Source organism: Thermoplasmata archaeon (assembly GCA_036395115.1).
Lineage (GTDB): Archaea > Thermoplasmatota > Thermoplasmata > RBG-16-68-12 > RBG-16-68-12 > RBG-16-68-12.
The window spans coordinates 22,850-47,417 of record DASWDU010000050.1; the positions used below are offsets into that span (position 1 = coordinate 22,850).

Consider the following 24,568-nt stretch of genomic DNA (forward strand, 5'->3'; position numbering starts at 1 on the left):
AGATTCTATAAAACGCTTTTCCGTCCTCGCAAGTCGAGGGCCGCGACACGGGCGGGCACGCGCCCGCTCACGACGAAAACGGGACCGGAAAAAAGGGGCTTGGCCGTCCCCCTTTCATGGAGAAAACGGGGAACGGCCCGTTGTGGAGGGATGCTTGTGCGATTCCCACGGCGCGGGAGTATTTCAAGGTTTAGCAGAATATGTTCGGACGTGGCTCGAAGCCTCACGTCGCTCGGACAAAACGCAGCCCGGCCGCGCCTCCCGCGGCCGGCCAAACGAATCGGACGCCGCTCCGCAAGGCTTATGCGCGCGACGCTCGTTCGACCGCGCGTCTTCGAATGAAAGGCGTCGGGAAGTTCGGCGAGATCATGGCCGGCGAGAAGGGCAAGGTCAGCTACGACGAGGTCGCGGCTCGGCTCATGAAAATCATCCATTCAGGAAGCCAGCGCAAAGCGATCACGGATTTCGTGTGTCGCGAACTCCGAAAGATCCCCCACTACACCTGGGTCGGGATCTACGTCGTCGACGGTTCGGATCTAGCGCTGGCCTCGTGGTCCGGCCCGAGCGCGACCCTGCACAACCGAATCCCGATCGGGCAGGGCCTCTGCGGCGCCGCGGTCTCGGACAAGAAGACGATCCTCGTGCAAGACGTGACGAGCGATCCAAGGTACCTCCAGTGTTTCATCAACACCCGCGCGGAGATCGTCGTCCCGATCCTGAAAGGGGACGCTCCAGTCGCGGAAATCGACATCGACTCGGACCAACAAGATGCGTTCTCAGACACGGACCGAGAGTTCGTCGAGTGGGCGGCGGAAGAGCTCCGGACGATTCTGTGAGCGAGAGAGGATCGCCGCAATCAGAGGCGGAACTCGCCCCATACGCGTAGAAACGTGTCGATCTGATCGGGCGTCGCGATCTCGTAGGTCGCCATGAGCCGAGCGACGGCTTTGGGACCCGTGACTTGGTATCCCCGTTCCGCCGGCGTCGCACGATCGATGAGTCCCGCCGCTTGCATCTTCTTGAGGTGATGCGACAGCGTGGAGGGGGACACGGGGACGTGCTCCAGGATCTCCTTGTGCGTCCCGGCCTCGTGCTCCATGAGGAACGCGATCACGCGGAACGGCACCGGCTGGCGGAGGAACGCGAGGACCTGCTTCTCCGAGTCCGTCAGTGCGGGGCGCGCATCCGACTGGCCGGGCTGGGAGCGCGGGTAGAAGCGCTTGTACTCCCCGTCCATCGACGACGTGATGAGCTCGTGCTTCTCCAAGAACCGAAGGTGGTAGTCCACGAGCGTGATCGACAGGTCAAGGGCACGAGACACTTCGCGGAGATGGAAGCCAGGGTTCTTCCGGACGAACTCGTAGAGGTCCCTACGAGTCTTGACCGCCAGGATCTCCTCGTCCATGGAGACCAAACGGCGCTCACCGCCGCAGCGTAAACCCGTAGAACAAACCGAGGATCACGAGGTCGAGCGCGCCGGAGAGGACGAAAATCCGCCCGTATTGCTCGAGGCTGAGGGGCGCGGAGAACAGAGCGATCGTCAGCACGAGGCCCTTCACGAAGAAGACACCGAACGCCGCCGCCAAGAAGAGCAGGTGGGCGTCTCTCGTCCGGCGAAACGCGAAGAAGGAGATGACCGTCAGCGCGAGCGCGAAGACGGACACGGCCGCAAGGACCACATTCTCGATGGCCACCATGGGACCGACGGGAAGGCGTAGTGAACCGGAATGTTAAGGCTTCCGGCCCTAATGTTCGCCCCTCTTCCGGCTCCGATTCACGGCCAGGATCGTGAGCGCGAGGAGGAGGGCCACCGCGGCGAGGGATCCCGCGTACAGGACGAGGTCGGCTTGCAGCGGCGGAGGCGTGGTCAGGATGCGTTCGTACACCGCGCTCTCGACGCCCAGCGTCGGATCGTGCTCGATTCCCACGCGCGCGGCGGAGGCGCCCTGCGCGGGATAGGCAACGTAAAGCACATAGGGTGCTGGCGGCTCGGAACTCACGACCGTCGCATTCACAGGGAGCCCATCCGCCATGGCCCTTTTGGACCACGAGAAGAATACTGTCGCCGGGTGGTCGGGAGGCCCTCCGGTTACACTCACTGCCCCCTCGCCCTGTGCGAACGCGTGGACGTCATCCCAGCTGCGTTCGCTGTACTCGAAAAGGTCCTCCGGGCCCTCCGTATCCAAGTGCATCTCGATCCCGACGCTCGCACCGGGGTTCAGGAGGTTGTGGTTGATCTCGATTCCCATCTTCATTTCCATCGGCGTGAGGATACGGTTGCTAGCGATCCGCATGAAACGCTCCGCAATCGTCAGATTCAGCGTTACCTCGTCTCCGGTGCTTTTTATGATGAAGTTGAACACCCGGCCCCCGTCCGGGTCAGTCCGGTTGAAACGCACGACGGGAACCGCCCACCCGAGGGGGAAATTGCCGCGAATCTCGCCAGAGTCAATCCGTTCGTTGCCGTTCGAGTCGACCCATTCGGTAAGATTGCGAAGCTCGAGCTGGTATTCGCTCGACGCTCCCTCCGTGCTCGCGTACCACACGTCGAACGTGCCCGATTTGTACGAGACCCCGAACAGATCTTGAAGGCCCGGACTCGCGAGCACGCTCGAAACAAGGAACTCGCTGGGCGATTCTCTCGGCGCGGTGACGAGACGCTGGGTCGCCTGCTCGATCGCATCGGGAACCCCATCCCCGTCAGAATCGGTGTCGGCGGTCACGGTCCGAACAACGATGACCGTGGCGAGAACGAGCGCGAATGCCGCGGTCGCGGCGAATATACGGACGAACACACGGGAAGGAGCCACGGAGCGGCCTCCCGACTCGATGGGCAGCGGCGGATATATGGAGCTTATTATACGGTTTTCGAAGCTCCACCGACGTCCATGTCGGGCTCGCGCTGTGCCCCCTCTCCCGTCTCCCCGCCCTGACGCGACATCATTCGCGGACGACTTCGCCGAACGCCATCCGGCGATGGACTTTCGTGATGCGGATCTTGACCTGATCCCCGATCTTCGTCCCCGGGACGAAGACCACGAAGTTCTGGATCCGCGCGAGTCCGTCGCCTTCTCGACCGATGTCCTCGATCTTCGCCTCATAGACCTTCCCCTCTTCCACCGGAAGGTTCGAAGGTCGGAGGCCAGAGCCCGAATACGACATCCGATACTCCATGCGGCGAGGCCGGCTCGCCGTCCGCTTCGCAACGCGTTGTGCGGTATTTAATGATATAGGGGTGCCCCGGTCGCGTGTGCCGGGAGGGGATTCGTTCACGACTCGCGCAGCGCGTCCAGGTCCGCCTCGACCTCGGAGGGACGTGAGAAACGCAACGAGAGGATGAGGAACACAATCCCGACGATCAGGACGATCAGCCCGATCGCGGTCACGACTCGGTTCCACGAGCCGAACGCGTCGAAGGCGTTGAACTCGCCGAAGCCGATCCGCAGGACGTCATGAAGCCACGAACCGAGGGCGATCCCGGGGCCCCCGAGGAGGATGAGGAAGATCCCCGTGTAGAATAAGAACTTCTCCCGGAAGCCCGACTTGGAGCCGCGGGCGTCGTCATCGGGATCCTCCGCCTCGGGTTCGGTGGCCGCCTCCGCGGTGGGCTCCAACCCGGCGGCTTCCGTCTGGAACAGCTCGCCGCACTTCGGGCACTCGGTCGCTTCGATCGGGACGATCGCCTTGCACGTGGGGCACTCGGCGACGAGCGCTTGGGGCTGCGCCATGGCCGCCCACGTCTCCCGCATTCCGAGGCTATAGCGGTTTGGTCCCTCCTATCCGAATTGATAGGAAGGAACTCGGGGGGGCTGAGGGAGACGGAGACGGCACGCGGATTCGCCTCCTTCCGAAAAGGCGTTCGCCTCCTCCGCGCGCCTCCGGGACGTTACGGAAATCAGAGGGCGACCTTGGGCCTCGCGAGCCACGGGACATGGATCTGCCCGACGAGATCGCGCCACTCCGCGGGCATCGGCCGTCCGGAGTCGTCCCGACGGTACCAATCCAAGACCTGATCGACCTTGAGGTCCCGGCCCGAGATCGCGACCATGAGGGCGTTACGGACATTCGCGGCCGCCTCCGCCGCCACCTCGTTCTCGAAGATCGCGGCGTAGGGCGTCTGGGACATCCACCAGAGGACGAGGTAGTACGTCTTCTTCGACACGATGCGCGGGCGTTTCGGCTTCATCATGGGTTCGCCCTTCGACGGGAATTCCGTCAACGGAAGAAATCACGCGATGGGATGATAAATCGCTTATTGGACAGTTCTCAAATCTGAAACATCGCCCATTGGACGGTTTCAAATCTGAAACTTTGTTCTATCAGTCCGCGAACCACACGCCACAGAAGCAGCGCGACTGGTCGGACGCGACGCGAGAGCCGCATCGCGGGCAGGAATACAGGAGGAGATCGAGGTCCCCGGATGGGCCGAGCGCCGCGCTACAAACAGGACACGCACCCGAACCCGCGGGCACGTGCGATCCGCACTCGGGGCATGCGAACGTGTTCGACGCGAGCGAGCCGAATCGCACGCCGCAGACGCAATCGGTCGCTTCTTCGGAGACGAAGCGCCCGCATGCGGGGCACTGATAGGTCTGGGCCGACCGCTCGGCGCCACCGGGCCGACCCGCCTGTCGTCCCTTCGACGGTCCAGACACATCATGGACGAGCTGGAGGTCTTCGAAGACTTGCGTCAAGTTTCGCTCCCGGGTGCGGGATGTCTCATGTGTGACGGGGGCGATCCGAGGGCGGACCGCAGGGACGGCGCCGTACGCGCCTCCGGTCCCCCCGGCGAACGCGGATCCGCAATGCTGACAGTGGTCGAGCTCGAAGGGCGTCAGCTTGCGGCACTTCCAGCAGAGGATCCGCGGCATGGGGCCGAGCTTCGCCAGGGCCTTTTCCATGTCCGGAGCGCGTCGGCCGCCGACATCGACGTGCCCTGCGCGTTGCGCCACGGTTGAACGACCTCCCAAGGATGGTCACGAATCGCGGTTTTCGAGGGTCAACACCCTTGTCAAAACTAGTGGAGCGTGAGAATCAGGATCGAGTCCGTCCTCCGCCCTCCATGGGGACGCCGACGAGGGACCGCCGCGAATGCTTTAAGGAGGCCTCCCTTCTGGGCTCCGCCGATGACGAAAATCTTGGTCTGCGTCGCGTGGCCGTACGCCTCGGGGCCCCGGCACCTGGGCCACGCCGTCTCGACGTTCATCCCCGCGGACGTGTTCGCCCGCTACCACCGAATGAAAGGGGACGAGGTCCTCGTCGTGGGCGGGAGCGACATGCACGGGACGCCCACGATGGTCCGCGCGGACGAGGAAGGCGTGCCGACACGCGTCGTCGCGGAACGGTACCACGCCCTCCACGCAAGGAATATCGAACAGTTGGGCGTCCGATACGACCTCTACTGGAACACGGCGGAGCCGCATCATAAGGAGTGGGTCAAAGAGATCTTCCTCGCGCTCCGCGCCAAGGGCCACATCTACGAAGCGAAGATGGTCGCTCCGTTCTGCCCGACGGGAAATCATTTCCTTCCGGACCGCTACGTCGAGGGCAAATGCCCGAACTGCGGATTCGAACGGGCGCGCGGGGACCAGTGCGAGAACTGCGGCCACCTCTGGGACCCGTTCGACCTGATTGACGCCCGTTGCCGCATTCACGGCACGCCGCCGCAACGCCGGGAGACGAACCACTTCTTCTTCCGGCTCAGCGCGTTCGAGGGACCGCTGCGGCGGTGGATGGCGAAGGGCAAAGACCACTGGCGGCTCCCCGTCGTGACGTTCTCCCGGAGCTGGCTGGAGGAGGGGCTCAAGGACCGCCCCATCACCCGGGACCTCGACTGGGGCATCGAGGTCCCGGTCCCCGGCTACGAGACGAAGCGGATCTACGTCTGGTTCGAAGCCGTGATGGGCTACCTGACCGCCACGAAGGAATGGTACCTCCGCCGCGGCCGCCCGGAGGGATGGAGGGACTTCTGGTTCGACCCCGAGTCCCGTCACTACTACTTCATCGGGAAGGACAACATCGTGTTCCACACCCTGTTCTGGCCCGCGATCCTCATGGGCTACGATGAGAAACTCGTCCTGCCGTACGACGTGGCCGCGACGCAGTACCTCAACTTCTCCGGCGAACGGATGAGCACCGGACGCGGCCGCGGCGTCTGGCTCCCGGACCTGCTCGAACGATTCGACCCGGACCAACTCCGGTACTATGGGATCGCGACGATGCCTGAGCTCAAGGACACGGACTTCACGTGGGAGGACTTCGCGCAGCGGAACAACAGCGAGCTCTTGGCCGTATACGGGAACTTCGTGCACCGGGCGCTGACGTTCGCGGACAAGAACTTCAATCACGAGGTCCCGGCCGCCGGCTTCCTCGATCCCGTCGACAAAGCGATGGTCCGTGCGATCGAGCAGCAGTGGACGCGCGTCGGCCAGAATCTCGAATACATGCACCTCAGGGACGCGATGAAGGAGGCGATCCAGCTCGCCCGGCTCGGGAACCAGTACATCGACCAGAAGGCGCCGTGGGATCTGCTCAAGAGAGATCGCGCCGCGTGCGGCACGGCCATCCACGTCGCCCTCCGCGTGTCGCGATCCCTCGCAATCGTCATGGCGCCGTTCCTGCCCTTCAGCTCGTCGCGGCTGTGGAACGCGCTGGGGTACGACTCGGACGTGCACGAGCGGCGTTGGGAGGATGCCCTCGAAGACGTGCCAAACGGACAGAAACTCCGGGTCGGCCGACCACTCTTCGCGAAAATCGAGCTCGGTCCGGCGGACGAAGACCCCGCAAGCAAGTTCGACATCCGCGTCGCGACCATCCTCGACGTGAACGCCCACCCGAACGCCGACAATCTGTACGTCCTGCAGATCGACCTGGGGGACGAGCGCCGCCAGATCGTCGCAGGAATTCGGAAAGACTATGGGCCGAAGGAACTCGTCGGCCGGAAGATCGCGGTCGTCGCGAACCTCGAGCCCGCGAAACTCCGCGGGATCGAGAGCCGGGGGATGCTCCTCGCCGGCGAGACGGACGCCACCGTCGGACTCGTCCTGCCGCCAGAGGACGCGGCGGCCGGCACGCAAATCCTCGGGGTCCGCGGCGCGCCGCAGCTGCCCTTCTTGGAATTCCAAAAATACAAACTGCAGGTGGCCGAAGGAGGGAGCGTCATGTTCCTCGGGCGAACCGGCGAAGTCCGCATCCCTCTCAGGGCGGGCGACTCCCCTGTGCGGGTCGATAAGGGATTCAAGGAGGGGACGTGGGTCCACTAGACCGCTCAACGGCCCATTTCGCAAGCCTTTAAGCGAATCGCCTCGTTCTGTCGCCCCCTCGATGCTGCTCGACCTCCACAATCACACCCGCCACTCCCCCGATTCCCGCGTCGCGCCCGCGGACTTGGTGGCGACCGCGCAGCGCGTCGGCCTCGCGGGCATCGCGATCACGGACCACAACTCGATCGACGGCGTTCGCGAGGCGAGGGACGCGGCGCAGGGGGCCTTCCTGGTCATCCCAGGCATCGAGGTCTCGACGCGGTCCGGCCACGTCCTCGGGTACGGCGTCCGCGAGGGCATCCCGCGCGGGCTCACGGTGCGGGAGACGGCGGAGCGCATCGTCGCCGCGGGTGGCGTGCCGGTGGCGGCGCATCCGTTCCGATTCTGGTCCGGACTCGGTGCCGCGGCGCTGGAACAGGCGTCCTTCCCCGCCTATGAGACGTGCAACGCCAGGACCCTGCGACGCGGCAACATGCGAGCCCGTGCACTCGCCCGCGAGCGGAAGATCGGCGAGACGGGCGGGAGCGACAGCCACTTCCTCGACGAAGTCGCAAAGGCGGTCACCGCGATCGACGCGGGCGATCTGCCCCTCGACCACGTCCTCCAGGAAATCGCCCGAGGCAAGACCACCGCTCAAGGCAGGGACCGCGACGCCGGCGCGACGGTTCGGTACGTGACAAAAGCCGTGTCCGAGTGGATCGGCCGCGGGATGCATCGAATCTAGAGGTGTTCTTCGATGCGAGGGACGTACTTTTCGACGGCTTGTTTCGTCCGTTGTGAGTCGGCGGATGCCGGGAGACGCATCACGAGGAGCGCCTTGCGGCCGCCGTGGACAATCAGGTAGCGGGTCCCCTTCGCGTTGATCGTGATGCTCTCGAGGGCGTCTCTCGCCTCGGAGGTCACGGTCTCCGCGGAGCCGACCAGCACCGCGAACATCGAACCGAACGTATCCACATGGACGCCTTTCGGGAAGCTCCCCGCGAGGTACGTCCCCGCGAGGGAGACCAGCATCGCCTCCTGCACGCCCTCGCTCCGCTCGATGTCGCGGAGGATCGATTCGAGGGCGGTCGTGTCGACCATGCGGCGCTCCCAGACCGGTCCGGATGGAAGCCTCGCGGGATTAAACCTTTCCGCCGTAAATCTCAAGGAGAAAACGGTCACAGATTCCGGAGCAAGGAGTGCATCGTGGCCACGGCGTCGACCGCGTCCGCGCCCTTGCCGGCCCGGGCCATCGCCTGCTCGTCGGTCATCCCCGGGCCGGTGATCCCGAACCCGACGGGCTTGCCGGTCCGAAGGCCGACGTCGAGGAGAGCTTTCGGGACCGCGGCCATGAGGGCTTCGTCGTGGAGCGTCTCTCCCTTGATGACCGCGGCAATCGCCACCGCCGCGTCGACGTCGCCGCGCTCCAGGAGGCGTTGGACGGCCAGGGGGATCTCGAACGCCCCCGGGACGCGGACGACCGACGTCACGCGGATCCCCCGCTCCTCCGCGCGGGCGAGCGCCTTCTGGACCATGACGTCCGTCACCTCGTGGTTAAACTCGGCCGCGACGATCGCGAGGTTCATCGACCGGTCCTCTTGAGGGGCCCCGCGTCCTCGAACCCTTCGCGTTGCCCCGTCCCGGCCCGGGCCCGCATCGCCTCCGGGCGGAAGAGCAGGTCGTACGCGTTGATCGCGTGCTCCCGGGTGCGGCGGTCGAAGAGCCACGCGAGCTGTGCCTCGTCCGCCGCCTCGTCCTCGTGCACCATGACGCCGAGGATGTGCCTGCCGACATTCGCCTGGACGACCTGCAAGCCGAAATCCGCCGCGAGCGCGCAGTCTTTGTCGACCGGTTGACGGCCGACCATGCCCAGCGCGAGGACGAGGTCGCATCCGCGCTCGAACAGGATCTTCGCGCCCGCCGCGAGATCCTTGATCCCGGGGACCGTGTAGCGTTCGATCACGAAGCCCTCGCCTTCCTTCCGGAGTTCGTCGACCGCGGCCGCGGCCATGTCGTAGCGAGCGAAGGCCGTGTCGACGATCCCGATCCGTTTCAGGCCTTTCTCCGCCGACGCCTCGGCGCCGCGGCGCCGTCCCCTCGGACCTCCCCCGTTTCGACGCGTCCGAGCCGCTCTTGGAGCGCGAGCCATTCCGCCACCTTCCTCACGATCTTGCGGGTGCCGTCGAGGTCGCCCTCGAAGCGCGCGAGGCGGACGACCCGCGTCGTGAGCCCGCGACGTCGGCATTCATCGAGGACCCGCTCCTCGTTGTGCGCCTGGTCGAACCCCAAGGCGACGACATCGGGGCGGATGTCCCCGAGGATCTCGTAGATGTCGCCCTCGTTCCCGAGGACCGCCCGGTCGACCGGCTTGAGGGCGGCCACCATCTCCAGCCGCGACTGCTCCGGCATGATCGGCTCGTGCTTGAACCGCCGCGCCGTGCTGTCCCGCGCCACCACGACCCACAGTTCGTCGCCGAGCTTCCGGGCTTCGCGGAGGAAATACAGATGACCGGGATGGAGGAGATCGAAGACCCCCGTCGCCATTACACGGACCACGAACGCCACGCCCGGACGATGTCCTGCCCTTCCAGGAAGACGAGATTCCTCTCCCGCGCATATGCCTTTGCATGCTCCTTCGGGAGGGCCCGTCCATCGTCCGCCATCATCTCGCAGATGGTCGCGCTCGGCGCGAGTCCGGCCATGATCGTGAGGGCCGTCGTGAGCTCCGTGTGCCCCCGGCGCTCCGCGAACAACGGCTCCGCAGCGTTCAGCAGGGGAACGTGTCCCGGGGACCGGAACTCCTCGGCGAAGACGTGCGCGGCCCAGCCGTTCTCCCGACGGACCGCATCCCTCGCGATCGCCGCCAATCGGGCAATGGTCTTCGCGCGGTCCGCGTCCGTTACGCCCGTGAACGTGTCCCGGTGGTTGACCGAAATCGAGAACGCGCTGTGCCGATCGTATTTCATGTCCTCCGTCGACACGGCGCTCAGAATCGGATACATCCCGCCGGCGCGGCGCAGGACGTCCGTCATGTACGGCAACCCGAGTCGCACGCGGACCTCGCCCGACAACGTCGCGCAGATGAGCCCGCCCGCCTCCTTCCGAAGCGTGCGGATCGCGGCTGGGGTGACGAACTCGCTGGCGATCGCGAGGTCCGTCTCCTCTTCGCGGCCGTCGCCGTCATAGATGAGGACGAACGCCCCGCGGCGCAGCGCGTCGAGCGCCCGCTCGACTTCGGCCACGGCCCCTTCGAGCCCACCAGCGTATATCAATATTATTGTAGGAACCAAGTTGCTGGTTCAGACCGCACGGGACGCAGGCCTTATCCGGACCACCCCGATGGGGCCCGGGATGCTCGACCCCGAGGAGGTCGCCCGGATCGATCCCGAGGGGATGCGGGACATCATCGCCTCGTTGCCGGACCAGCTCGAGGCGTCGCTCCGGTTCGCCCCCGAAGCCTCCTACGACGTGGGCGACGCGCAGCGGGTCTTCGTCGTCGGGATGGGCGGGTCTGCGATCGCGGGTGACGTCTTCGCGGCCTGGGTCGCGGACCGCGCGAAGGTGCCGATCCAGGTTGTGCGCGACTACCGCCTTCCGTCGTACGCGAGGCCGGAGGACTTGCTGATCGCCGTGAGCTATTCGGGGAACACAGAGGAGACGCTGAACGCGGCGGCCCAGGGGATGAAGCTCGGCTGTCGGATGGCGGCCGTCACGTCCGGCGGCTCCCTGCGGGACCTCGCACGGAGGAACGGCGTGCCGGTCTTCGAGGTTCCCACGGGCCTGCCGCCGCGCGGGGCGTTCGGCCATCTGTTCGGGGTGCTTCCCGCCATCGGCGAGGGGTGGGTCGTCGGGCCGCTCCGCGCCGAGCTCGAGCGAACGATCGCGCATCTGCGGAAGATCCGGAAGCGGCTGCGCCCGGAAGCCGGCGTCCGCTCGAACGGAGCGAAGCGCCTCGCGATTCGCCTGCGCGGCACGGTGCCGATCATCTACGCGACCACGCCCTTCACGCCGATCGCGAAACGATGGCAGACGCAGCTGAACGAGAACGCGAAGGTCCTCGCCTTCTCCTCTTCGTTGCCCGAGGCGGACCACAACGAACTCGTCGGATGGTCCGAGGATGCGCGCGCCCGCCGGCACACCCCGATCTTGCTCCGCGATCGGGACGAACCTCCCGAGGTCCGTCGGCAGCTCGACATCACGGTCGACCTCATGTCCCGCCGAGCGTCCGCGATCGAGGTCGACGCCGAAGGCGAGAGCCTCCTCAGTCGTCTGCTCGGCACGTTATACCTCGGGGACTACGTGAGCTTGTACCTCGCGACGCTCCGGCGCGTCGATCCGACGCCCGTCCCTCCGATCGCGGAACTCAAGAGGCGCCTCGCCCGCGGACGCCGAAAAAACTGAACGCCGAGGGTGAGATTTTCAGGCAGCCGTCACGCGAGCGGCGGGAGCGCACCAATCGGAGGCCGGCCAGAATCGGCGACAGCTCCGTCGTGGCGTTTGCTTTCACGGACCTCTCCCTGCAAGCCGCCTCCTCAACCCGCAGTCAGGTTCTGGAAAGTGAAAGACGCCACATATTGTTGGAGAACCGGACCCCGTCGTCATCGGGTTGGAATCCTGAAGCAAAATCTGTTCGCAGAGGTGTCTCCTAGACCTATTGCAGCCAGGTGTTCCTCTTGCGATCTGTGGAGCGGCAGCGAGACGCCGGGGGGGAGATTTGAACTCCCGAAGTCTTTCGACCACGGCGTGACTGGCGGGGCAAGACGCCGACTCCAGCGCCGCGCCCTACCGAGCTAGGCGACCCCGGCACCGAACGCCGCGCCCATCCTATCCGTCGGTATAAAGATTCTCCGGGCTCAGGCGCGCGCTGACGCGAACACCCGCGCGGACTCGACCCGCTCCCGTCCCGTGGGATGGCTGTAAAACAGCCACTTGTCCCAACGGCTCGGATTCGCGACGCCGAGGTTCCGGTCATGGAGCCGGACGATCGCGGCCGCGAGTGCGGCTGGATCCCCGGTCAACTCGAACGCGAACCGGTCGGCCCGCGACTCGCGTTCGCGGGACCACCGCAGTTGAAGGGGGCCAAACGGAAGGGCCACGAGGCTGAAGAGGACGGCGAGCCACGGCAGGCCCGCCATGTCGCCGGCCGACGCAATCCCGAGGGAGACGCGCGTCGCATCATAGAGCCGGGCCGTGACCGTGAGGATCGCCAGGGATGTGAGCGAGCCCTGGAGAAACCCCCACAGCGGATCGAAGTGGCGCTGATGAGCGAGCTCGTGCGCCAGGACGGCATCGACTTCCCCGACCGGGAACTCGGCCAGGAGGGTATCGGTGACGACAATCCGGCGTGTCCGGCCGAATCCCATCACGGCGGCGTTCGACCGCCTGGTCTTGGGCGAGGCCTCGAGCACGAAGGCTCCAATGACCGGGACGCCGGCGCGAGCTGCGAGCGATGCGAACCGATTCCGGAGACTCTCTTCCCGGATCGGCCGGAAGCGATAGAACAGCGGCACGAGCACGATCGGCGCGAGGAATCCGATTCCGAGCGAGGCCGTGGCACCGAGGATCCACGCGACCAGCCACCACCACGGCGTGGCCGCGAGCAACCACAGCATCCCACCGCCGACGACGAGGGTCGAGGCGAGTCCGAGGGCGAGGGACTTCCAGACGTCACTGAGCCAACCGACCAGGCGTTGGTTGGACAAGCCGAAGGCGCGCTCCCATCGGAATCCGCCGACGTAGGCGAAGGGGAGTTCCGCCGCCGCGAAGGCGCCGAAGAGGATCGACAGGAACGCTACCGCGGACGCCCAGGCCGGCCATCCGAGTCGGAGGACGGCACCCTCCAAAGACGCCGCGCCTCCCGCCACCAGGACGGTCGCGAGGGCACCGATCACGGCCCCGTGGACGGCGCGCAGGACGAGTCGCTTCGACCGAAGGCGGCGCGCGAGGAGCTGCCGCTCCGCGTCGAATCCCCATGCGTCGACGCCCATGGCTCACTTCCACAGCTTCGGGTACGTCCCCGGGTCCATGAGCACGCGGGCCGTGTCCGCCGCCGCCCCCGATTTCGCGACGACGATTTCGTCCGTCGTCATGAGCGCCTTCGATACCGCGACCGCCTCGCCCTTCCCCGTGAAAAGGCCGACCAAGTCACCTCGACGGATGTGCGGTGAAAGCTTCGCGACGCCGGGCACCGCGAGGTTCGCACCGTGGCAGATTGCGTCGACTGCGGTGTCTTTGATGATGATTCGCGGCAGATGTCGCAGCAGATCCTCCATCGGTCGCACGATCGCCCGGATCGCGCCGTCGTCCCCCTCCCGCCAGTATGCGATGGCGTCCCGGAACGCGTTGAGCGGATGGGCGTCCGCCTCGGAGAACGAGGCGGTCCGGGTCCGCCGCAAGTCGACCATGTTCGCGCCGACCCCGAGCGCCTCGCCCACGTCCGAGCACAACGTCCGGACGTAAGTGCCGGACTCGCAGCGGACGCGGAAGAGGACGTTGCGGCCCTCGATCTCCAGCGGATCGAACTCGTACACGTGCCGGGTCCGCTGCTCCCGCCGGACGGCCGAACGGACCGGGGGAATCTGATAGATCTCGCCCACGAACCGGCCCATCATCGATCGCACCTTCCGATCGTCGACGTCCTGGTGGAGCTGCAACACCCCGACGTAATCCTTGTCCCCCGCGAGCAGCGCTTCGAGCGCCCGGGTGGCGCCGGCGAGGCCGATCGGGAGCACTCCGGTGACGCGCGGGTCCAACGTGCCCGCATGGCCCGCCTTCGGGACTCCGAACATGTCCCGGACCCAAGCGCTCACCTGGTGGGACGTCGGTCCGGCCGGCTTGTCGACGACCGCGACGCCCGAGCGGATCCGTTCTTCAATCGAACGATCGTCCGGGCGCTTGCCATGTTTCGAATCGGGCGTCTCATGGAGGACGACGAGTTCGCTCATCCCCCCACCCGCGCCGCAATCGCCGCGACGATCTCGTCCGGCGTCTTGCGCCCGGAGTCGAGTATCAGGTCAAAGATCCGCGCATCGCGCAGGTCGATCCCGTAGATCGCGCGGTACCGGACGCGCTCCGAGCGCTCCCGCGACACGATCTCCCGCTTCGCCTCCCGCACGCTCTTCCCCTCGCGCGTCGCGATCCGTTCCGCACGCACGGCGAGCGGGGCGTCGATCAGGACCTTCGTGCACGGGATGCCTTGCTTCGCGAGGAGGTACGCTTGGATGCGTCCATCCACGACGACGTTCGCCCCGGACGCCGCCTTCGCGCGGATCTCCTCCAGAACGGCGGCGTCGAGTGCGCGGTCGATGGCCGGATCCGCCTCCGCCGCCTTGCCGAACGCCTCGAGGCCCATCCCCCGCTCCTTCGCCATCGCGCGGAACCGCATGCCCGCCGACACGAGGACGAACCCGCGCGTGTCGGCCCACCGCTCCGCGACCGTCGTCTTGCCGCTGCCCGGAGGGCCGCCGATTGCGAGGATCATCGGGGATTCCTCAGGCTTCTTCCGCCTGGAGCGGGACCCCCATCTCTTCGAGTCGCCGCGTGAAGCGGAGGTACTTCAGGACGCGGACGATGATCTGCCCGAAGGGGATCGCGAGCAGCGAGTACAGGAGGATCCAATGGGTGAACAGAGGGAAGCCCAGCTCCGACTCGTTCAGGAACACATGGCTCGACCACGGCACCGTGATCCACTGGTTCCCGAGATGGTCCAGCGTGATGCCCACGAAGAGACGGAGCCACGTGAAGACGACGATGAACATGATCATCGTCCAGGCGGTCGACTTCATCGGCGCCATCTGCACCTCGACCTGGTCCTTCATGAAGACCGCCTGCGCTTCCTTCAGCTTCTCGAGCTTCGTCTGCTGGCCCTTCCGGAACGCCTCCATCTGCTCCTTCCGCCACGCCGCCATGGTCTTCTGCGTGCGGGCCATCTTCACCCAGTTCGTGTAGTGGTCCCGGATGATCGACGAGATCGTCGTCGTGAGCATGCCCGCGAGGAGGATCGTCAAGACGGGCAGCGCGCCGTTGAATCCGATGAGGGGCGCGAAGAGGAAGTTCGCGATGGCCGCGAAGCCAAGCCCCACCTGCGGATCGATGAGGGCGTAGAGGGCGAGAAGGAACAGGAAAATCATCAAGAATCGCGAGAAACTCGTCCGGTTGAGGACCAGAGGGGGAGGCCTCGTCTCCATCGGTTCGGCGGGGGGTTCGGCGGGCTCCGACGAGCCGGAATCCTCGTCCACGGATTCGCCAACGGACCTCGTGTTATAAGGGTTTGCCGCCACGCCGCAGGGAGAACGCCTCAGTCGCCTTCGGGTGTGGCGGTGGCCCCGCCCAAGGCCGTTTGGATCTTCCCCGCGAGGTCGTTGTAACGCTCGGAGAGCGACTTCTCCTGCTTCTGGAGCGACTTCACGCGAATCGTCAGCGTCTCCTTGTGCTCCTCGAGCTCCTTCTTCAGCGCCTCCCGGTCGTCCTGGCGGACGAGGAGCATCCCGATGCTCTTGTACACCGGCGTCTCGTTCGAGATCTTCCCGAGCTCGTCGAGGGTGGATTCGACCTCACGAAGCTTCGCCTCGAGCTGCACGCGTTGGGTTGCGAGCACTTGGAGTTGTTGTTGCAGGTTCTGGTACTGCGCGATCTGGTTCTGCAGCTGCGGGGAGATGTCCTTCACGCGGCCACCTCATGCACGCGCGAGGCCACGTCGGCCCAGCGCAGGTACGAGTTGACCGCCGCGCGCAGGGCGCTCGTCTCCTCGGCGACGATCGTGAGGGTGAGGCGGTTTCGCCCGGGTCGCATCGAGACGCGGGCCCTCGGTACGTCCCGACCCATCTCCGGCCCGAGCGCCTCGGCAACGACCCGCGCCTCGGGGCCGACCAGTGTGATCGTCGCTCGGCGCATGGTCACCGCGCCTTGACGATCTTCTTGACGTTCGGCCGCTCCTTGTAGAAGATCTTCGAGCCGCACCGCTCGCACTGGATCCCGACCGTGTTGATGTTCGTCCGGATCGGCTCGAGGCACTTCGCGCACTTGTACACGGTCAGGTCTCCTCGGCCTTCGCCTCGGGCTCTTTCGCGGCCTCCACCAGCTCCCGCTTGAAGGACGTCGTCACGACGGGTCGGTAGGCGCCCCCCGCGAAGACATTCCCGCACCGACGGCACTCCCAGACGCCGCTCGACTTCCGGTGGACGGATACGGCCTGACAGCGCGGACAGGTGTGCTTCGCTCGGCGGCCCTCCTCGATCTCTTGGACCCGTCGGCGGATCCGCACCCCGTAGCGGGGGCCGAATCGGCCGACGACACCAGCCTTTCGCGTGCGACGCGCCATCGAGGACCTCAAGGGTTCAGCAAAGGACGGATCTCGCGGCCAACGCGCTGGGCCGTCTCGATAATCCGCTTGACTTCTTCGTAAGTAAAGCTTCCACTTAAGCCTTTTTGCATCGCGCGGATGTCGCCGTTCTCGTCCGTCGTCACGGTGAGCCGCGCGTCCGCCATGCGCTCCTCGTCGAGGCTCGGATCGACCAAGACGATGTCCTTGATCTTCGCGCTCGTCACGCTGACCGGCCAGTGTTCGACGGGGAGCGCGAAGTCTTCGCCGACCCCCATCGCCTTGGCCGGCACCTTGGTCGACGCGAGCGCGGCGACCCCGCCGTACGAGCATGCGTCGAACAGATTGCCATCGTAGTCGAGGACGTGGATGTCGATGAACATGATCCAGACCTTCTCCTTCGGCGTGATGCAGAGCCGATCCATGTCAACCATCTTCGACTCGCGGATCCCGCGGTCCACGACCCGAGCGAGTTCGATCGCGTCGGGCCGGGGCGGGCCCGCCTCGAACGTCGGGCTGGCCATCGGGATGAGCTCGACGCTCGTCGAGAGCACGCCGGAGTTCGGGGTGTCGGGATACGGCTCGCCCACGGACATCTTGATGCCGACGAGGACGTCCGTGTTGCCGAGCTTGACGCGGGCGCTGCCCTCTGCCGTCCCGACGAACGACCGCTCGATCGTCACCTTCCGCGGCTCGTCGAGCGCTCGGCCGTCCACGCGCTGTCCGGTCGATGCGAGTCGGTAGACATGGGCGCGCATCAGCTCGGAGACGATCTCCTCGCTCATCAGATCCCCTCCGGCCCGAAATCGTCCTCCGACGGGGGCGGTTCTTCCGAAGGAGGCGGAGGCGGCACGGGCGGCGACTCCTTGAGGATGTCCTCGAGCGTGACGGAATACCGGCGGCGGAGCGCGTCGCGCTGCAACTCGTAAATCCGATGGGTGGCGCCGATCGACAGGTCCATCGCCTTCTGGAACTCGTCGTAGGTCAGGTGGCCGTCCATCTGCAGGAGCACGATCTCCCCCGTGCGGGGCACGATCGCCATGGGGCAGTCCGCGTCTCCGAAGTTGTCCTCCTCCTTGTTGAGATCGACGCACACGACCCCTTCGATCTTCCCGGAAGCGCACGAGGCGACGAGGTCCCGCATCGGCACGCCGGCATCGGCGAGCGCGACGCTCGCCGCGCTGAGACCGGCGCATCGCGTGCCGGCGTCGGCTTGGAGCACCTCAATGAAGATGTCGACGGACGTCCGGGGGAACTGCTCCGAGAAGACGACGGAGGCGAAGGCCTCCGAGATGATCTTGGAGATCTCGACGGACCGCCGATCCGGCCCGGGCCGTTTCCGGTCGGAGACGCTGAACGGCGCCATGTTGTAGCGGCACTGGACGAGCGCCCGCGCGGGATCCTGGAGGTGCCGCGGGTGCGCCTCCCGCGGCCCGTAGACGGCGGCCAAGATCTTGTTCCCGCCCCACTCCATGTACGCGGACCCGTCGGCGCGCTGCAGCACGCCCGCCTCGATCCGAATCGGCCGCAACTCGTCGGACTTCCGACCGTCGAGCCGTCGGCCCGACGCGTCCATCAGTTTGACTTCCTTCTCGATGTGCTCGATGTCTTCCATGGAAACCCCGTTCCTCACGAGGGCCCCGGCCCTCGCCCTTCGCGCGTCGCACGTTCGATCAGTTCCCGCACGGCCTCCGTCAGCCCGAGGGCCTGCGCCCGCTCCTCGATGAGCCGGATCGCCATCGCGGCGATGGCGGTTTCGCGATCCGTCCCGTCGAGCCAGATCCGGCCGTTCTGCCCGACGTAGATGCTGCAGTTCGTGAGGTCCTTGATCAGGGAGACCATGCTCCCCTGTTTCCCAATCACCCGCGGCACCTTCGTCGGAGAGACCTCGATTAGGATGCCACCGTTCAGTCTGCGTGCCTCGTGTTCCTGCATCGTCAGCTGGACCCGCTTGATCTCGTCGACGCTCAGGACGTGGCACATGATGACGTCCCCGACCTTCAGGTACCGGGCCGTGTCCCCGAACTCGACCCGCCACGGCGACTCCGTCGCGTGGAGCGGGGCCGGATATGGGGAGTTGATGTCGACGAGCCAGTGGGACGGACCTTGGTCGGTCACCTCGCCGATCACGGCGTCGCCCCGCAGGGGGATGTACCGTCCGTTCAGCGGGATGACACTGACGCGGCCCTCGCTCTCGTTCCGGATGCCCAGTTGCGACGCGAAAATCTCTCCGCCCTCGATGTAGGTACCGGGACCCGGCTTCAACCCGGGGCGGCCGACGGCTTCGCCGGGAATGACGAGCTGACGAAGCGAATCACTACCCTGCATTGGTGTTTCTCTCTCACGCAGCGCGTCGAAACGGAGGCGGCTACTTGAGGCTTCCGGTCTCCCGGCCGCGCCCACAACGCCCGTCGGTGACGCATCCGGACGGCGTCCTCCGCAGGTTCAAATATCGCCCCTTAACTGGGCCTCGTAGATTCGCCGTGATCGTTAACGTCCGATACATGGTCAACGACGTCGACGCGGCCGTCGCCTTCTACACGACGCACTTCGGTTTCAAGCTCCTCTCGAACGCCGCTCCGGCATTCGCCGATGTCACCCGTGGCGACTTGCGGCTCCTCCTCAGCGGGCCCACGAGTTCCGCGGGACGCCCGATGCCCGATGGCCGCGTACCGAGTGCGGGCGGCTGGAACCGGATTCAACTCATCGTGGACGATATCGCGGCGGAAGTCGAGCGCCTTCGCGCGGCGGGGTTGCGGTTCCGCAACAATATCGTCACCGGCCCTGGGGGTTCCCAAATCTTGATCGATGATCCCTCGGGCAACGCGATCGAACTGTTCCAGCCCGCGCGGCGATGAACGCATCCCGCGGCGGGGCCGTCCGGCGTCGATAGACGTGGCTAGACGCGCTGGTCCGCCTTCATGATTCGTGTCTCGACGTTCCCTTTCGTCTTCGCGTTCAGTCGTTCGAGGAACTCCGTCTGCATCCCCGCAGGCATCTCGACGACGCCGATCCACGCGCCGCTTGGAGACCACTCCTCCTTCACGATTGTTCCGAACGACTTGATGTCCCCGTAGCTCTTCGCGCTATCCTCCGCGCTCAGCTTGACGGCGATTCGGACTTTCTCGAAGCGGATCGGAATCAGGGGCCGCAAGGCGTCGAGGACTTCCTTCACCTGCTCCTCGATCCCCTTGAACGGGTCCACATGGACCTTCGCCTCCTCCATCGCGTTCTCGATCCGTTGCGGCGGATGTGGCGCGCCGGTCTGCGGGTTGATCGCGTTCGCCGCGATGTACTGGACGATCTGCTTGCGCTTTGCCTCGAGCATCTGGCGGCGCTGCTCCGTGGTCAGCTGGATCTCGCCGCGCTGGATGATCTGCTTGGCGACGGCGAGGGGCTCCGTCGTCCCGAAGAACTCGGTCATCTTCTCCTCGGACGCCTTCGACCCCTTGTGCGCATCCCGGAAGATTTCGTCGATCGCGAGTTCCCCGAGGAGGTCGACCTCTTTGCCGTCCCGGATCCGCTGGACCGCATCCGGCTTGACGAGGACCTCGAACTTCTCGCCCGCCTTTTCGACCCGGGCGATGACGTACTCCTTGAAGATGTCGTCGCGACGGTCCGATCGCAGCTCCTTGGGCATGACCTCGCCTAGGACGCGGTCGGCATCCGCGACAGGTACTGTCCGACCTCGGCTTCGGAGAGCCGCCGGAACCGCTCGCCCTCGACGATGATCCCGACCTCGATCGCGCGGGCATCGAGCTTCTCGCCTTCGGACGCCTTCTGCAGGGCCTGGAGACCCAGGACCATCACATCGTCCTGGTTCATCCCCTCCTTGTACTTCTCTTCGAGGAGCTCCATGACCGCCTGGCGGCCCTGGCCGATGCTGTCCGCCTTGTACGACATGAGCGCTCCGCTCGGGTCGGTCTCGAAAAGATGGGTCCCGAGGTCGTCCACACCGGCGACGAGGAGGGCGGTCCCGAACGGCCGGACGCCGCCGTATTGCGTGTAGTTCTGCTTGTAATCGCAGATCCGCTTGACGAGCAGGTCGACGCCGATCCGCTCGCTGTACGTGACCTTGTTGATCTGCGCGACGAGCCGCGCGTAGTCCACGAGCACCCGGGCGTCCGCCACGAGGCCCGAGGTCGCCGCGCCGACGTGCTCGTCGATCTGGAAGATCTTCTCGATCGACGAGGTCTCGACGAGCCGCGAGCCGATCTTCTTGTCCGCCATGAGGACAATCCCGTTCTTGAACTTCAGGCCGACCGTCGTGTTGCCGCGTGTGACCGCGACACGAGCGTACTCCACCTGGAAGAGTCGTCCGTCGGGGCTGAAGACCGTGATTGCGCGGTCGTACGCCATCTGGCCCGGCTGCATAACGTCCCTCTTCGCCGCTTATTAAGCCGTCCTATAAGGATTTTGGCTTTCGTTAGACGAAGCTCGAAACACTTGCGGCGACGGAACGACATTGACGGTTATAGGGCTCACCACCACTGTGAATCGGCGGCGATCGTCCCGACTTTGCCCTGCGCCGAATCAAAGGTACTTCGCGCTCGCCCGCCGAATCGTGCCGGATGTGCCGAGGGTCGTCACTCGGACCGGCTCGCCGGCAATCGCCGTGACGGTCTGGAGCGCGCGAATCGCCCGGTCCTTCCGGAGGTTCGTCGATCGCACGAGACCCAACGGGCTCTCGAAGGAGACGAGCCACAGGGGCTCCGATGCATCGCGGAGCGCCGCCACGACCTCACGCCGGCTGAAGGCTCGGGCTCCATCCACTCGGAAGGCGATGTAGCGGTACCGCGGGCGTCGCGTGCTCACGCGCGCGCCAACGAAGGGAAAGGGAAAAAGGTTGGGGACAAAAAGGGAGGAGGTCAGCGTACTTCGTCCACTTCGGCGGATGTCCGCACGGGTCCCGTGTAGACCTCCTTGCCGAGGAGGGACTTCGACTTGACGCCGGTGATCACGAGGAGCACGCGGACGGTGTGGTCCAGATCGTCCTCGACGGAGCAACCCCAAATGATCCGCGCCTGCGGGTTGATTTTCTCTCCGACGACCTCTGCCGCCTTCTCGGCCTCGGAGACGGTCAGGTCGGGACCGCCGACGACGCGCACGAGCGCGCCGCGGGCGTGGGTCAGGTCGACCTCGCCGAGCAACGGCGACTCGAGCGCCTCGTTGATTGCGTACTCGATCCGATCGCGCTCTTCCTCGCTCTCGCCGATCCCGATCATCGCGACGCCGCCGCCTTTCATAATCGTCATCAGATCCGCGTAGTCCAGGTTGACGAGGCCCGGCTTCGTGATGATCTCCGTCATGCCCTTAATCGACTGCATGAGGATCTCGTCGGCGACCTTGAACGCCGCGTTGATCGGCAGGCGGGGCACGAGCTCGAGTAGCTTGTCGTTGTAGATGACAATCGTCGTGTCGCAGAATTTTCGGAGCTTGTCCAGGCCCGCCTCCGCGTTCTCCATCCGGATACGGCCTTCCGACTTGAACGGCATCGTGACGACGCCCATCGTGAGCGCGCCCTCCTCCTTGCCGACGCGCGCGACGTACTGCGCCGAGCCGGTCCCGGTCCCGCCGCCCATGCCCGCCGTGATGAACACGACGTGGGCGCCGCGGATGAAGTCCCGGATCTCCTCTTCGCTCTCGTGCGCGGCTTGCTCCCCGACCTCCGGGAGCGCTCCCGCTCCGAGGCCCTTCGTCAGGCGCTTGCCGATGAGGATCTTCTTCGGGGCTCGGACGGACAGCAGGTGCTTCGCATCCGTGTTCACGGCGCACAGCTGCGCGCCGCTGATGCCGGCCTCGCTGCACCGGTTGATCGTGTTCGAACCGCCGCCGCCGCAGCCGACGATCTTGATCGAGACGTTGATCGATTCGACGATCTTCTCAATCTCTTCGTCGTCGCCGGACTTGGACTTGTCCGGCGCCTTCGTGGCTTTCGCGGCCTCGCGCTCTTCCTTTTCCTCGGCTTCCTGGTGTCGGGCCAAGGCTTCGTTCAGAAGCGATTTCATCGTGCCATCCCATCCCGATGGAGTCTGATGGCGGCGAATCCTACTAGGGCTATTTAAAGATAGTCATACATTCGTCAGACAAAACAGGCTTTGACATCCGCCGCGGAGCCGCCGCGCGCGCGGCCGCCTACGTCGACATCGAGGGATTCGCCGCGGAGTTCACGACGATCCCGGAGTTGGTGATGTCGAAAGGGAAGACGACCTCGTCGTGGGACGAACCTTTGTACTTCTCGACGGAGACGAATCGCTTGATGCCGGTCTCGTCCCGGAGCTTGTGGAGCCGGAACTCGCCGCGGGCCAGGAACGACTCCGGGGGGACGTCTCCCTCCTCGGGGAGCTCGAGTGTCAGGAGAGACGTGACCTTCGACTCCGCGAGGTACCGCATGAACGACTGCGTCGTGAGCACCGTCTCGAACTCCCGCATGCAGAAGTACTTCAGCGCGGTGATCGAGTCGATCACGACGCGCTCGTAGTTCTTCTTGATCAGGAGGTTCTTGAGGAGCTGTTGCAGCGAATGGACAGTGACCTCCTTGCTCTCGAAATCCGGCGTCTTCCGGATGCGCTCGCCGATCGCGCGCATCTTGATCGGCTCCTCTTCCGTGCTGATCTCGAGCAGGGGCGTCGGCTCGAAGCGTCGGATGTCGGAGTTCGCGTCGAGCACATCGAGGTCGTCGAGGTTCCAGCGAAACGCCCGCATGTTGATCTTCAGCTCGTTCGGCGGCTCCTCGAGGGCGACGAAGAGACAGCGCTCCCCGCCTTCGAGGCCTTCGCGAAGGAATTGCACCGAGAGGATCGTCTTCCCGGATCCGGGCGAGCCAGAGAGAATGTAGGGCCGCCCGGGGACGAGGCCTCCGTGGAGCATCTTGTCGAGTCCGGAGACGCCCGTGCGAATCTTCGCGGCGCTGGTCACCGGATCACCGGCGGCCGCGGCGGCACTGTCGGGGTCGGCGGGGGCGGCGCCGACCCGACGCGCTCCTTCAGCGAGGAATCGCAGGACAGGGCGATCTTCATCGCCTTCTGGTAGTTGCGCCGCTGGAACGCCAGCATCGCGCGCGAGAGTGCAACTTCGACATCCCGAACCGCGATCTGCCGGCGGTGCGCTTCCTCGATCCCCCGCATCACGGACTCGATGACGTTCGAGACCTCATCGATGATGCGCGTCTCGAGCAACGATTCGCCCGGTTTCGGACCCGACACCGACTCGCGGGACTGAGGCGTTGGGTCGAGGGAGACGGCCATTCCCTTATCGGTGATGGCGACGGGACGCATGCGGTCGTCGAACGACGATCCCCGGAACTTCTCGATCGAGATCGCGCGGCGAATGACGCTTCCGTCGAGCCACTTGTGCAGGCGGATTTCCCCGCGCGAGAGGAAGAACTCCGTCTCCAGCGCCTTTCGGTCCAGGTGCTCGGACACAATGATCGTGGTCGCCTCGAGCTCGGAGAGGAATCGGAGGAACGACTGGATCAGGATGCGGCTGTCCTCGCCATGCATCGAGAACATCTTCAGGGCCGTCATCGAGTCGATGACGATCCGCTTGTACCGCTGTTTCGTCCGCTCCAGGTGCTGGGCGAACTCCTGCTTGATCATCTTCTGCACGCTGTGTACCGTCACCTCGAGGGCGCGCACCACGGAAGACTGCCGGATGTCCGTGACTTGTTCCATGTCGCGGACGTCGAGGGAAGTGCCGACGTCAATCACGGAGCGGGTGCGCTTGTGCGCGCGCACATCCGGAGTCGCGTCGAGGATCTTGAGGCGGTCCATGTTCCAGCCGAACACGGCCATGTTCGACTTGACCTCGATCGGAGGCTCGTCGAGCGTGACGAGGAGGCACGGTTCCTGCGCATGGAGGCCCTCTAGAAGGAAGTGGGCCGAGAGGATCGTCTTGCCGCTCCCCGTGGGGCCCGACACGACGTACGGCCGGGCGGGCAAGAGTCCCCCGCTCAGCATCGTGTCGAGGCCGGCCACGCCTGTCTTGATGCGATCCATCGAAGGCCTGC

Annotated in this window: 34 protein-coding genes and 1 tRNA gene; 5 read left to right on the top strand and 30 right to left on the bottom strand. The window is 65.6% G+C overall.

The genetic code is table 11. The annotated features are described in order from the left end of the window. Window positions 1–368 precede the first annotated feature (368 nt). Window positions 369–836: a GAF domain-containing protein gene (locus VF992_12325; GenBank protein ID HEX9341936.1), complete on the top strand. Its 468-nt coding sequence runs from the start codon at window positions 369–371 to the stop codon at window positions 834–836. A gap of 20 nt (window positions 837–856) precedes the next feature. Here VF992_12325 and VF992_12330 read toward each other — a convergent pair whose 3' ends face one another. From VF992_12330 to VF992_12360, 7 genes are all read right to left on the bottom strand, one after another. After that, the gene (locus VF992_12330; protein ID HEX9341937.1) at window positions 857–1,405 is read right to left on the bottom strand and encodes a helix-turn-helix domain-containing protein; all 549 of its coding nucleotides are present in this window, start codon (window positions 1,403–1,405) and stop codon (window positions 857–859) included. 16 nt (window positions 1,406–1,421) lie between these two features. Then, window positions 1,422–1,697, bottom strand: a complete 276-nt coding sequence (locus VF992_12335; GenBank protein HEX9341938.1) for a hypothetical protein — start codon at window positions 1,695–1,697, stop codon at window positions 1,422–1,424. A gap of 48 nt (window positions 1,698–1,745) precedes the next feature. Next, complete coding sequence (locus tag VF992_12340) at window positions 1,746–2,810, bottom strand: hypothetical protein (GenBank protein ID HEX9341939.1); 1,065 nt, start codon at window positions 2,808–2,810, stop codon at window positions 1,746–1,748. A 130-nt stretch (window positions 2,811–2,940) separates the two neighbouring features. Continuing rightward, a complete protein-coding gene (locus VF992_12345) occupies window positions 2,941–3,162 on the bottom strand; it encodes a TRAM domain-containing protein (GenBank protein HEX9341940.1) in 222 nt (73 codons plus the stop codon). A 107-nt stretch (window positions 3,163–3,269) separates the two neighbouring features. After that, entirely contained in the window at window positions 3,270–3,728 is a 459-nt protein-coding gene (locus VF992_12350) for a hypothetical protein (GenBank protein HEX9341941.1), read from the bottom strand. A gap of 167 nt (window positions 3,729–3,895) precedes the next feature. Further along, window positions 3,896–4,219 carry a hypothetical protein gene (locus tag VF992_12355; GenBank protein ID HEX9341942.1) on the bottom strand — a complete coding sequence of 108 codons (324 nt, stop codon included), beginning with the start codon at window positions 4,217–4,219 and terminating at the stop codon, window positions 3,896–3,898. Between the two features lie 100 nt (window positions 4,220–4,319). Then, window positions 4,320–4,952, bottom strand: a complete 633-nt coding sequence (locus tag VF992_12360; GenBank protein ID HEX9341943.1) for a hypothetical protein — start codon at window positions 4,950–4,952, stop codon at window positions 4,320–4,322. A 174-nt stretch (window positions 4,953–5,126) separates the two neighbouring features. Between VF992_12360 and metG the strand changes: the two genes are divergently transcribed. Further along, window positions 5,127–7,262 carry a methionine--tRNA ligase gene (gene metG / locus VF992_12365; protein HEX9341944.1) on the top strand — a complete coding sequence of 712 codons (2,136 nt, stop codon included), beginning with the start codon at window positions 5,127–5,129 and terminating at the stop codon, window positions 7,260–7,262. A gap of 61 nt (window positions 7,263–7,323) precedes the next feature. Further along, window positions 7,324–7,986, top strand: a complete 663-nt coding sequence (locus tag VF992_12370; GenBank protein ID HEX9341945.1) for a CehA/McbA family metallohydrolase — start codon at window positions 7,324–7,326, stop codon at window positions 7,984–7,986. On the opposite strand, the gene VF992_12375 is transcribed toward VF992_12370, so the two are convergent. From VF992_12375 to ribB, 5 genes are all read right to left on the bottom strand, one after another. Next, entirely contained in the window at window positions 7,983–8,342 is a 360-nt protein-coding gene (locus tag VF992_12375) for a roadblock/LC7 domain-containing protein (GenBank protein ID HEX9341946.1), read from the bottom strand. The genes VF992_12370 and VF992_12375 overlap by 4 nt on opposite strands. Before the next feature lie 77 nt (window positions 8,343–8,419). After that, window positions 8,420–8,827, bottom strand: coding sequence for a 6,7-dimethyl-8-ribityllumazine synthase (gene ribH / locus VF992_12380; GenBank protein HEX9341947.1), 408 nt, complete (start codon window positions 8,825–8,827; stop codon window positions 8,420–8,422). Further along, window positions 8,824–9,297, bottom strand: a complete 474-nt coding sequence (gene ribC, locus VF992_12385) for a riboflavin synthase (protein ID HEX9341948.1) — start codon at window positions 9,295–9,297, stop codon at window positions 8,824–8,826. Before ribC ends, ribH begins: the two co-directional genes overlap by 4 nt. Further along, window positions 9,294–9,785, bottom strand: a complete 492-nt coding sequence (locus tag VF992_12390) for an adenylyltransferase/cytidyltransferase family protein (protein HEX9341949.1) — start codon at window positions 9,783–9,785, stop codon at window positions 9,294–9,296. Before VF992_12390 ends, ribC begins: the two co-directional genes overlap by 4 nt. Next, window positions 9,785–10,483 (bottom strand): 3,4-dihydroxy-2-butanone-4-phosphate synthase, encoded by a 699-nt coding sequence (ribB, locus tag VF992_12395; protein ID HEX9341950.1) that lies wholly within the window; start codon window positions 10,481–10,483, stop codon window positions 9,785–9,787. Before ribB ends, VF992_12390 begins: the two co-directional genes overlap by 1 nt. 109 nt (window positions 10,484–10,592) lie before the next feature. Here ribB and VF992_12400 point away from each other — a divergent pair, with 109 nt between their 5' ends. Next, the gene (locus tag VF992_12400) at window positions 10,593–11,642 is read left to right on the top strand and encodes a bifunctional phosphoglucose/phosphomannose isomerase (GenBank protein HEX9341951.1); all 1,050 of its coding nucleotides are present in this window, start codon (window positions 10,593–10,595) and stop codon (window positions 11,640–11,642) included. A gap of 298 nt (window positions 11,643–11,940) precedes the next feature. On the opposite strand, the gene VF992_12405 is transcribed toward VF992_12400, so the two are convergent. From VF992_12405 to rrp4, 12 genes are all read right to left on the bottom strand, one after another. Further along, window positions 11,941–12,046 (bottom strand) — tRNA-Ser (locus tag VF992_12405). 48 nt (window positions 12,047–12,094) lie between these two features. Beyond that, on the bottom strand, window positions 12,095–13,228 hold the full coding sequence (locus VF992_12410) for a M48 family metallopeptidase (protein ID HEX9341952.1): 1,134 nt from the start codon (window positions 13,226–13,228) through the stop codon (window positions 12,095–12,097). A gap of 3 nt (window positions 13,229–13,231) precedes the next feature. Beyond that, window positions 13,232–14,185: an RNA-guided pseudouridylation complex pseudouridine synthase subunit Cbf5 gene (locus VF992_12415; GenBank protein HEX9341953.1), complete on the bottom strand. Its 954-nt coding sequence runs from the start codon at window positions 14,183–14,185 to the stop codon at window positions 13,232–13,234. Then, window positions 14,182–14,721, bottom strand: a complete 540-nt coding sequence (locus VF992_12420; protein HEX9341954.1) for a cytidylate kinase family protein — start codon at window positions 14,719–14,721, stop codon at window positions 14,182–14,184. The genes VF992_12415 and VF992_12420 overlap by 4 nt, the downstream gene beginning before the upstream one ends. A 10-nt stretch (window positions 14,722–14,731) precedes the next feature. Beyond that, the gene (locus tag VF992_12425) at window positions 14,732–15,478 is read right to left on the bottom strand and encodes an EMC3/TMCO1 family protein (protein ID HEX9341955.1); all 747 of its coding nucleotides are present in this window, start codon (window positions 15,476–15,478) and stop codon (window positions 14,732–14,734) included. A gap of 59 nt (window positions 15,479–15,537) precedes the next feature. After that, a complete protein-coding gene (locus VF992_12430; protein HEX9341956.1) occupies window positions 15,538–15,906 on the bottom strand; it encodes a prefoldin subunit beta in 369 nt (122 codons plus the stop codon). Then, a complete protein-coding gene (locus VF992_12435) occupies window positions 15,903–16,133 on the bottom strand; it encodes a KEOPS complex subunit Pcc1 (GenBank protein HEX9341957.1) in 231 nt (76 codons plus the stop codon). The genes VF992_12430 and VF992_12435 overlap by 4 nt, the downstream gene beginning before the upstream one ends. Before the next feature lie 2 nt (window positions 16,134–16,135). Then, the gene (locus tag VF992_12440) at window positions 16,136–16,270 is read right to left on the bottom strand and encodes a DNA-directed RNA polymerase subunit P (GenBank protein ID HEX9341958.1); all 135 of its coding nucleotides are present in this window, start codon (window positions 16,268–16,270) and stop codon (window positions 16,136–16,138) included. 2 nt (window positions 16,271–16,272) lie between these two features. Continuing rightward, entirely contained in the window at window positions 16,273–16,560 is a 288-nt protein-coding gene (locus VF992_12445; protein HEX9341959.1) for a 50S ribosomal protein L37ae, read from the bottom strand. An 8-nt stretch (window positions 16,561–16,568) separates the two neighbouring features. Continuing rightward, window positions 16,569–17,345, bottom strand: coding sequence for an exosome complex protein Rrp42 (gene rrp42 / locus VF992_12450; GenBank protein ID HEX9341960.1), 777 nt, complete (start codon window positions 17,343–17,345; stop codon window positions 16,569–16,571). Beyond that, a complete protein-coding gene (gene rrp41, locus VF992_12455) occupies window positions 17,345–18,175 on the bottom strand; it encodes an exosome complex exonuclease Rrp41 (GenBank protein HEX9341961.1) in 831 nt (276 codons plus the stop codon). Before rrp41 ends, rrp42 begins: the two co-directional genes overlap by 1 nt. Window positions 18,176–18,189: 14 nt before the next feature. After that, window positions 18,190–18,888 carry an exosome complex RNA-binding protein Rrp4 gene (gene rrp4 / locus VF992_12460; protein HEX9341962.1) on the bottom strand — a complete coding sequence of 233 codons (699 nt, stop codon included), beginning with the start codon at window positions 18,886–18,888 and terminating at the stop codon, window positions 18,190–18,192. 176 nt (window positions 18,889–19,064) lie between these two features. Here rrp4 and VF992_12465 point away from each other — a divergent pair, with 176 nt between their 5' ends. Then, the gene (locus tag VF992_12465; GenBank protein HEX9341963.1) at window positions 19,065–19,418 is read left to right on the top strand and encodes a VOC family protein; all 354 of its coding nucleotides are present in this window, start codon (window positions 19,065–19,067) and stop codon (window positions 19,416–19,418) included. 41 nt (window positions 19,419–19,459) lie between these two features. On the opposite strand, the gene VF992_12470 is transcribed toward VF992_12465, so the two are convergent. The 6 genes from VF992_12470 to VF992_12495 form a co-directional block, all read right to left on the bottom strand. Further along, complete coding sequence (locus VF992_12470) at window positions 19,460–20,200, bottom strand: ribosome assembly factor SBDS (GenBank protein HEX9341964.1); 741 nt, start codon at window positions 20,198–20,200, stop codon at window positions 19,460–19,462. Between the two features lie 8 nt (window positions 20,201–20,208). After that, window positions 20,209–20,934, bottom strand: coding sequence for an archaeal proteasome endopeptidase complex subunit alpha (gene psmA, locus VF992_12475; protein ID HEX9341965.1), 726 nt, complete (start codon window positions 20,932–20,934; stop codon window positions 20,209–20,211). Between the two features lie 159 nt (window positions 20,935–21,093). Then, window positions 21,094–21,375, bottom strand: a complete 282-nt coding sequence (locus VF992_12480; GenBank protein ID HEX9341966.1) for an Rpp14/Pop5 family protein — start codon at window positions 21,373–21,375, stop codon at window positions 21,094–21,096. Between the two features lie 53 nt (window positions 21,376–21,428). Then, complete coding sequence (gene ftsZ / locus VF992_12485; GenBank protein ID HEX9341967.1) at window positions 21,429–22,568, bottom strand: cell division protein FtsZ; 1,140 nt, start codon at window positions 22,566–22,568, stop codon at window positions 21,429–21,431. A gap of 127 nt (window positions 22,569–22,695) precedes the next feature. Then, window positions 22,696–23,478: an ATPase domain-containing protein gene (locus tag VF992_12490; protein ID HEX9341968.1), complete on the bottom strand. Its 783-nt coding sequence runs from the start codon at window positions 23,476–23,478 to the stop codon at window positions 22,696–22,698. After that, window positions 23,475–24,557, bottom strand: coding sequence for an ATPase domain-containing protein (locus tag VF992_12495; GenBank protein HEX9341969.1), 1,083 nt, complete (start codon window positions 24,555–24,557; stop codon window positions 23,475–23,477). The genes VF992_12490 and VF992_12495 overlap by 4 nt, the downstream gene beginning before the upstream one ends. Between the last annotated feature and the right edge of the window lie 11 nt (window positions 24,558–24,568).

Coding starts and splice junctions, on each gene's coding strand:
- VF992_12325 (HEX9341936.1), top strand. CDS start 369: ATGGCCGGCGAGAAGGGCAAGGTCAGCTACGACGAGGTCGCGGCTCGG.
- VF992_12330 (HEX9341937.1), bottom strand. CDS start 1,405: ATGGACGAGGAGATCCTGGCGGTCAAGACTCGTAGGGACCTCTACGAG.
- VF992_12335 (HEX9341938.1), bottom strand. CDS start 1,697: ATGGTGGCCATCGAGAATGTGGTCCTTGCGGCCGTGTCCGTCTTCGCG.
- VF992_12345 (HEX9341940.1), bottom strand. CDS start 3,162: ATGTCGTATTCGGGCTCTGGCCTCCGACCTTCGAACCTTCCGGTGGAA.
- VF992_12350 (HEX9341941.1), bottom strand. CDS start 3,728: ATGGCGCAGCCCCAAGCGCTCGTCGCCGAGTGCCCCACGTGCAAGGCG.
- metG (HEX9341944.1), top strand. CDS start 5,127: ATGACGAAAATCTTGGTCTGCGTCGCGTGGCCGTACGCCTCGGGGCCC.
- VF992_12370 (HEX9341945.1), top strand. CDS start 7,324: ATGCTGCTCGACCTCCACAATCACACCCGCCACTCCCCCGATTCCCGC.
- VF992_12375 (HEX9341946.1), bottom strand. CDS start 8,342: ATGGTCGACACGACCGCCCTCGAATCGATCCTCCGCGACATCGAGCGG.
- ribH (HEX9341947.1), bottom strand. CDS start 8,827: ATGAACCTCGCGATCGTCGCGGCCGAGTTTAACCACGAGGTGACGGAC.
- VF992_12390 (HEX9341949.1), bottom strand. CDS start 9,785: ATGGCGACGGGGGTCTTCGATCTCCTCCATCCCGGTCATCTGTATTTC.
- VF992_12400 (HEX9341951.1), top strand. CDS start 10,593: ATGCTCGACCCCGAGGAGGTCGCCCGGATCGATCCCGAGGGGATGCGG.
- VF992_12410 (HEX9341952.1), bottom strand. CDS start 13,228: ATGGGCGTCGACGCATGGGGATTCGACGCGGAGCGGCAGCTCCTCGCG.
- VF992_12415 (HEX9341953.1), bottom strand. CDS start 14,185: ATGAGCGAACTCGTCGTCCTCCATGAGACGCCCGATTCGAAACATGGC.
- VF992_12420 (HEX9341954.1), bottom strand. CDS start 14,721: ATGATCCTCGCAATCGGCGGCCCTCCGGGCAGCGGCAAGACGACGGTC.
- VF992_12435 (HEX9341957.1), bottom strand. CDS start 16,133: ATGCGCCGAGCGACGATCACACTGGTCGGCCCCGAGGCGCGGGTCGTT.
- VF992_12445 (HEX9341959.1), bottom strand. CDS start 16,560: ATGGCGCGTCGCACGCGAAAGGCTGGTGTCGTCGGCCGATTCGGCCCC.
- rrp42 (HEX9341960.1), bottom strand. CDS start 17,345: ATGAGCGAGGAGATCGTCTCCGAGCTGATGCGCGCCCATGTCTACCGA.
- rrp41 (HEX9341961.1), bottom strand. CDS start 18,175: ATGGAAGACATCGAGCACATCGAGAAGGAAGTCAAACTGATGGACGCG.
- rrp4 (HEX9341962.1), bottom strand. CDS start 18,888: ATGCAGGGTAGTGATTCGCTTCGTCAGCTCGTCATTCCCGGCGAAGCC.
- VF992_12465 (HEX9341963.1), top strand. CDS start 19,065: ATGGTCAACGACGTCGACGCGGCCGTCGCCTTCTACACGACGCACTTC.
- VF992_12470 (HEX9341964.1), bottom strand. CDS start 20,200: ATGCCCAAGGAGCTGCGATCGGACCGTCGCGACGACATCTTCAAGGAG.
- psmA (HEX9341965.1), bottom strand. CDS start 20,934: ATGCAGCCGGGCCAGATGGCGTACGACCGCGCAATCACGGTCTTCAGC.
- ftsZ (HEX9341967.1), bottom strand. CDS start 22,568: ATGAAATCGCTTCTGAACGAAGCCTTGGCCCGACACCAGGAAGCCGAG.
- VF992_12495 (HEX9341969.1), bottom strand. CDS start 24,557: ATGGATCGCATCAAGACAGGCGTGGCCGGCCTCGACACGATGCTGAGC.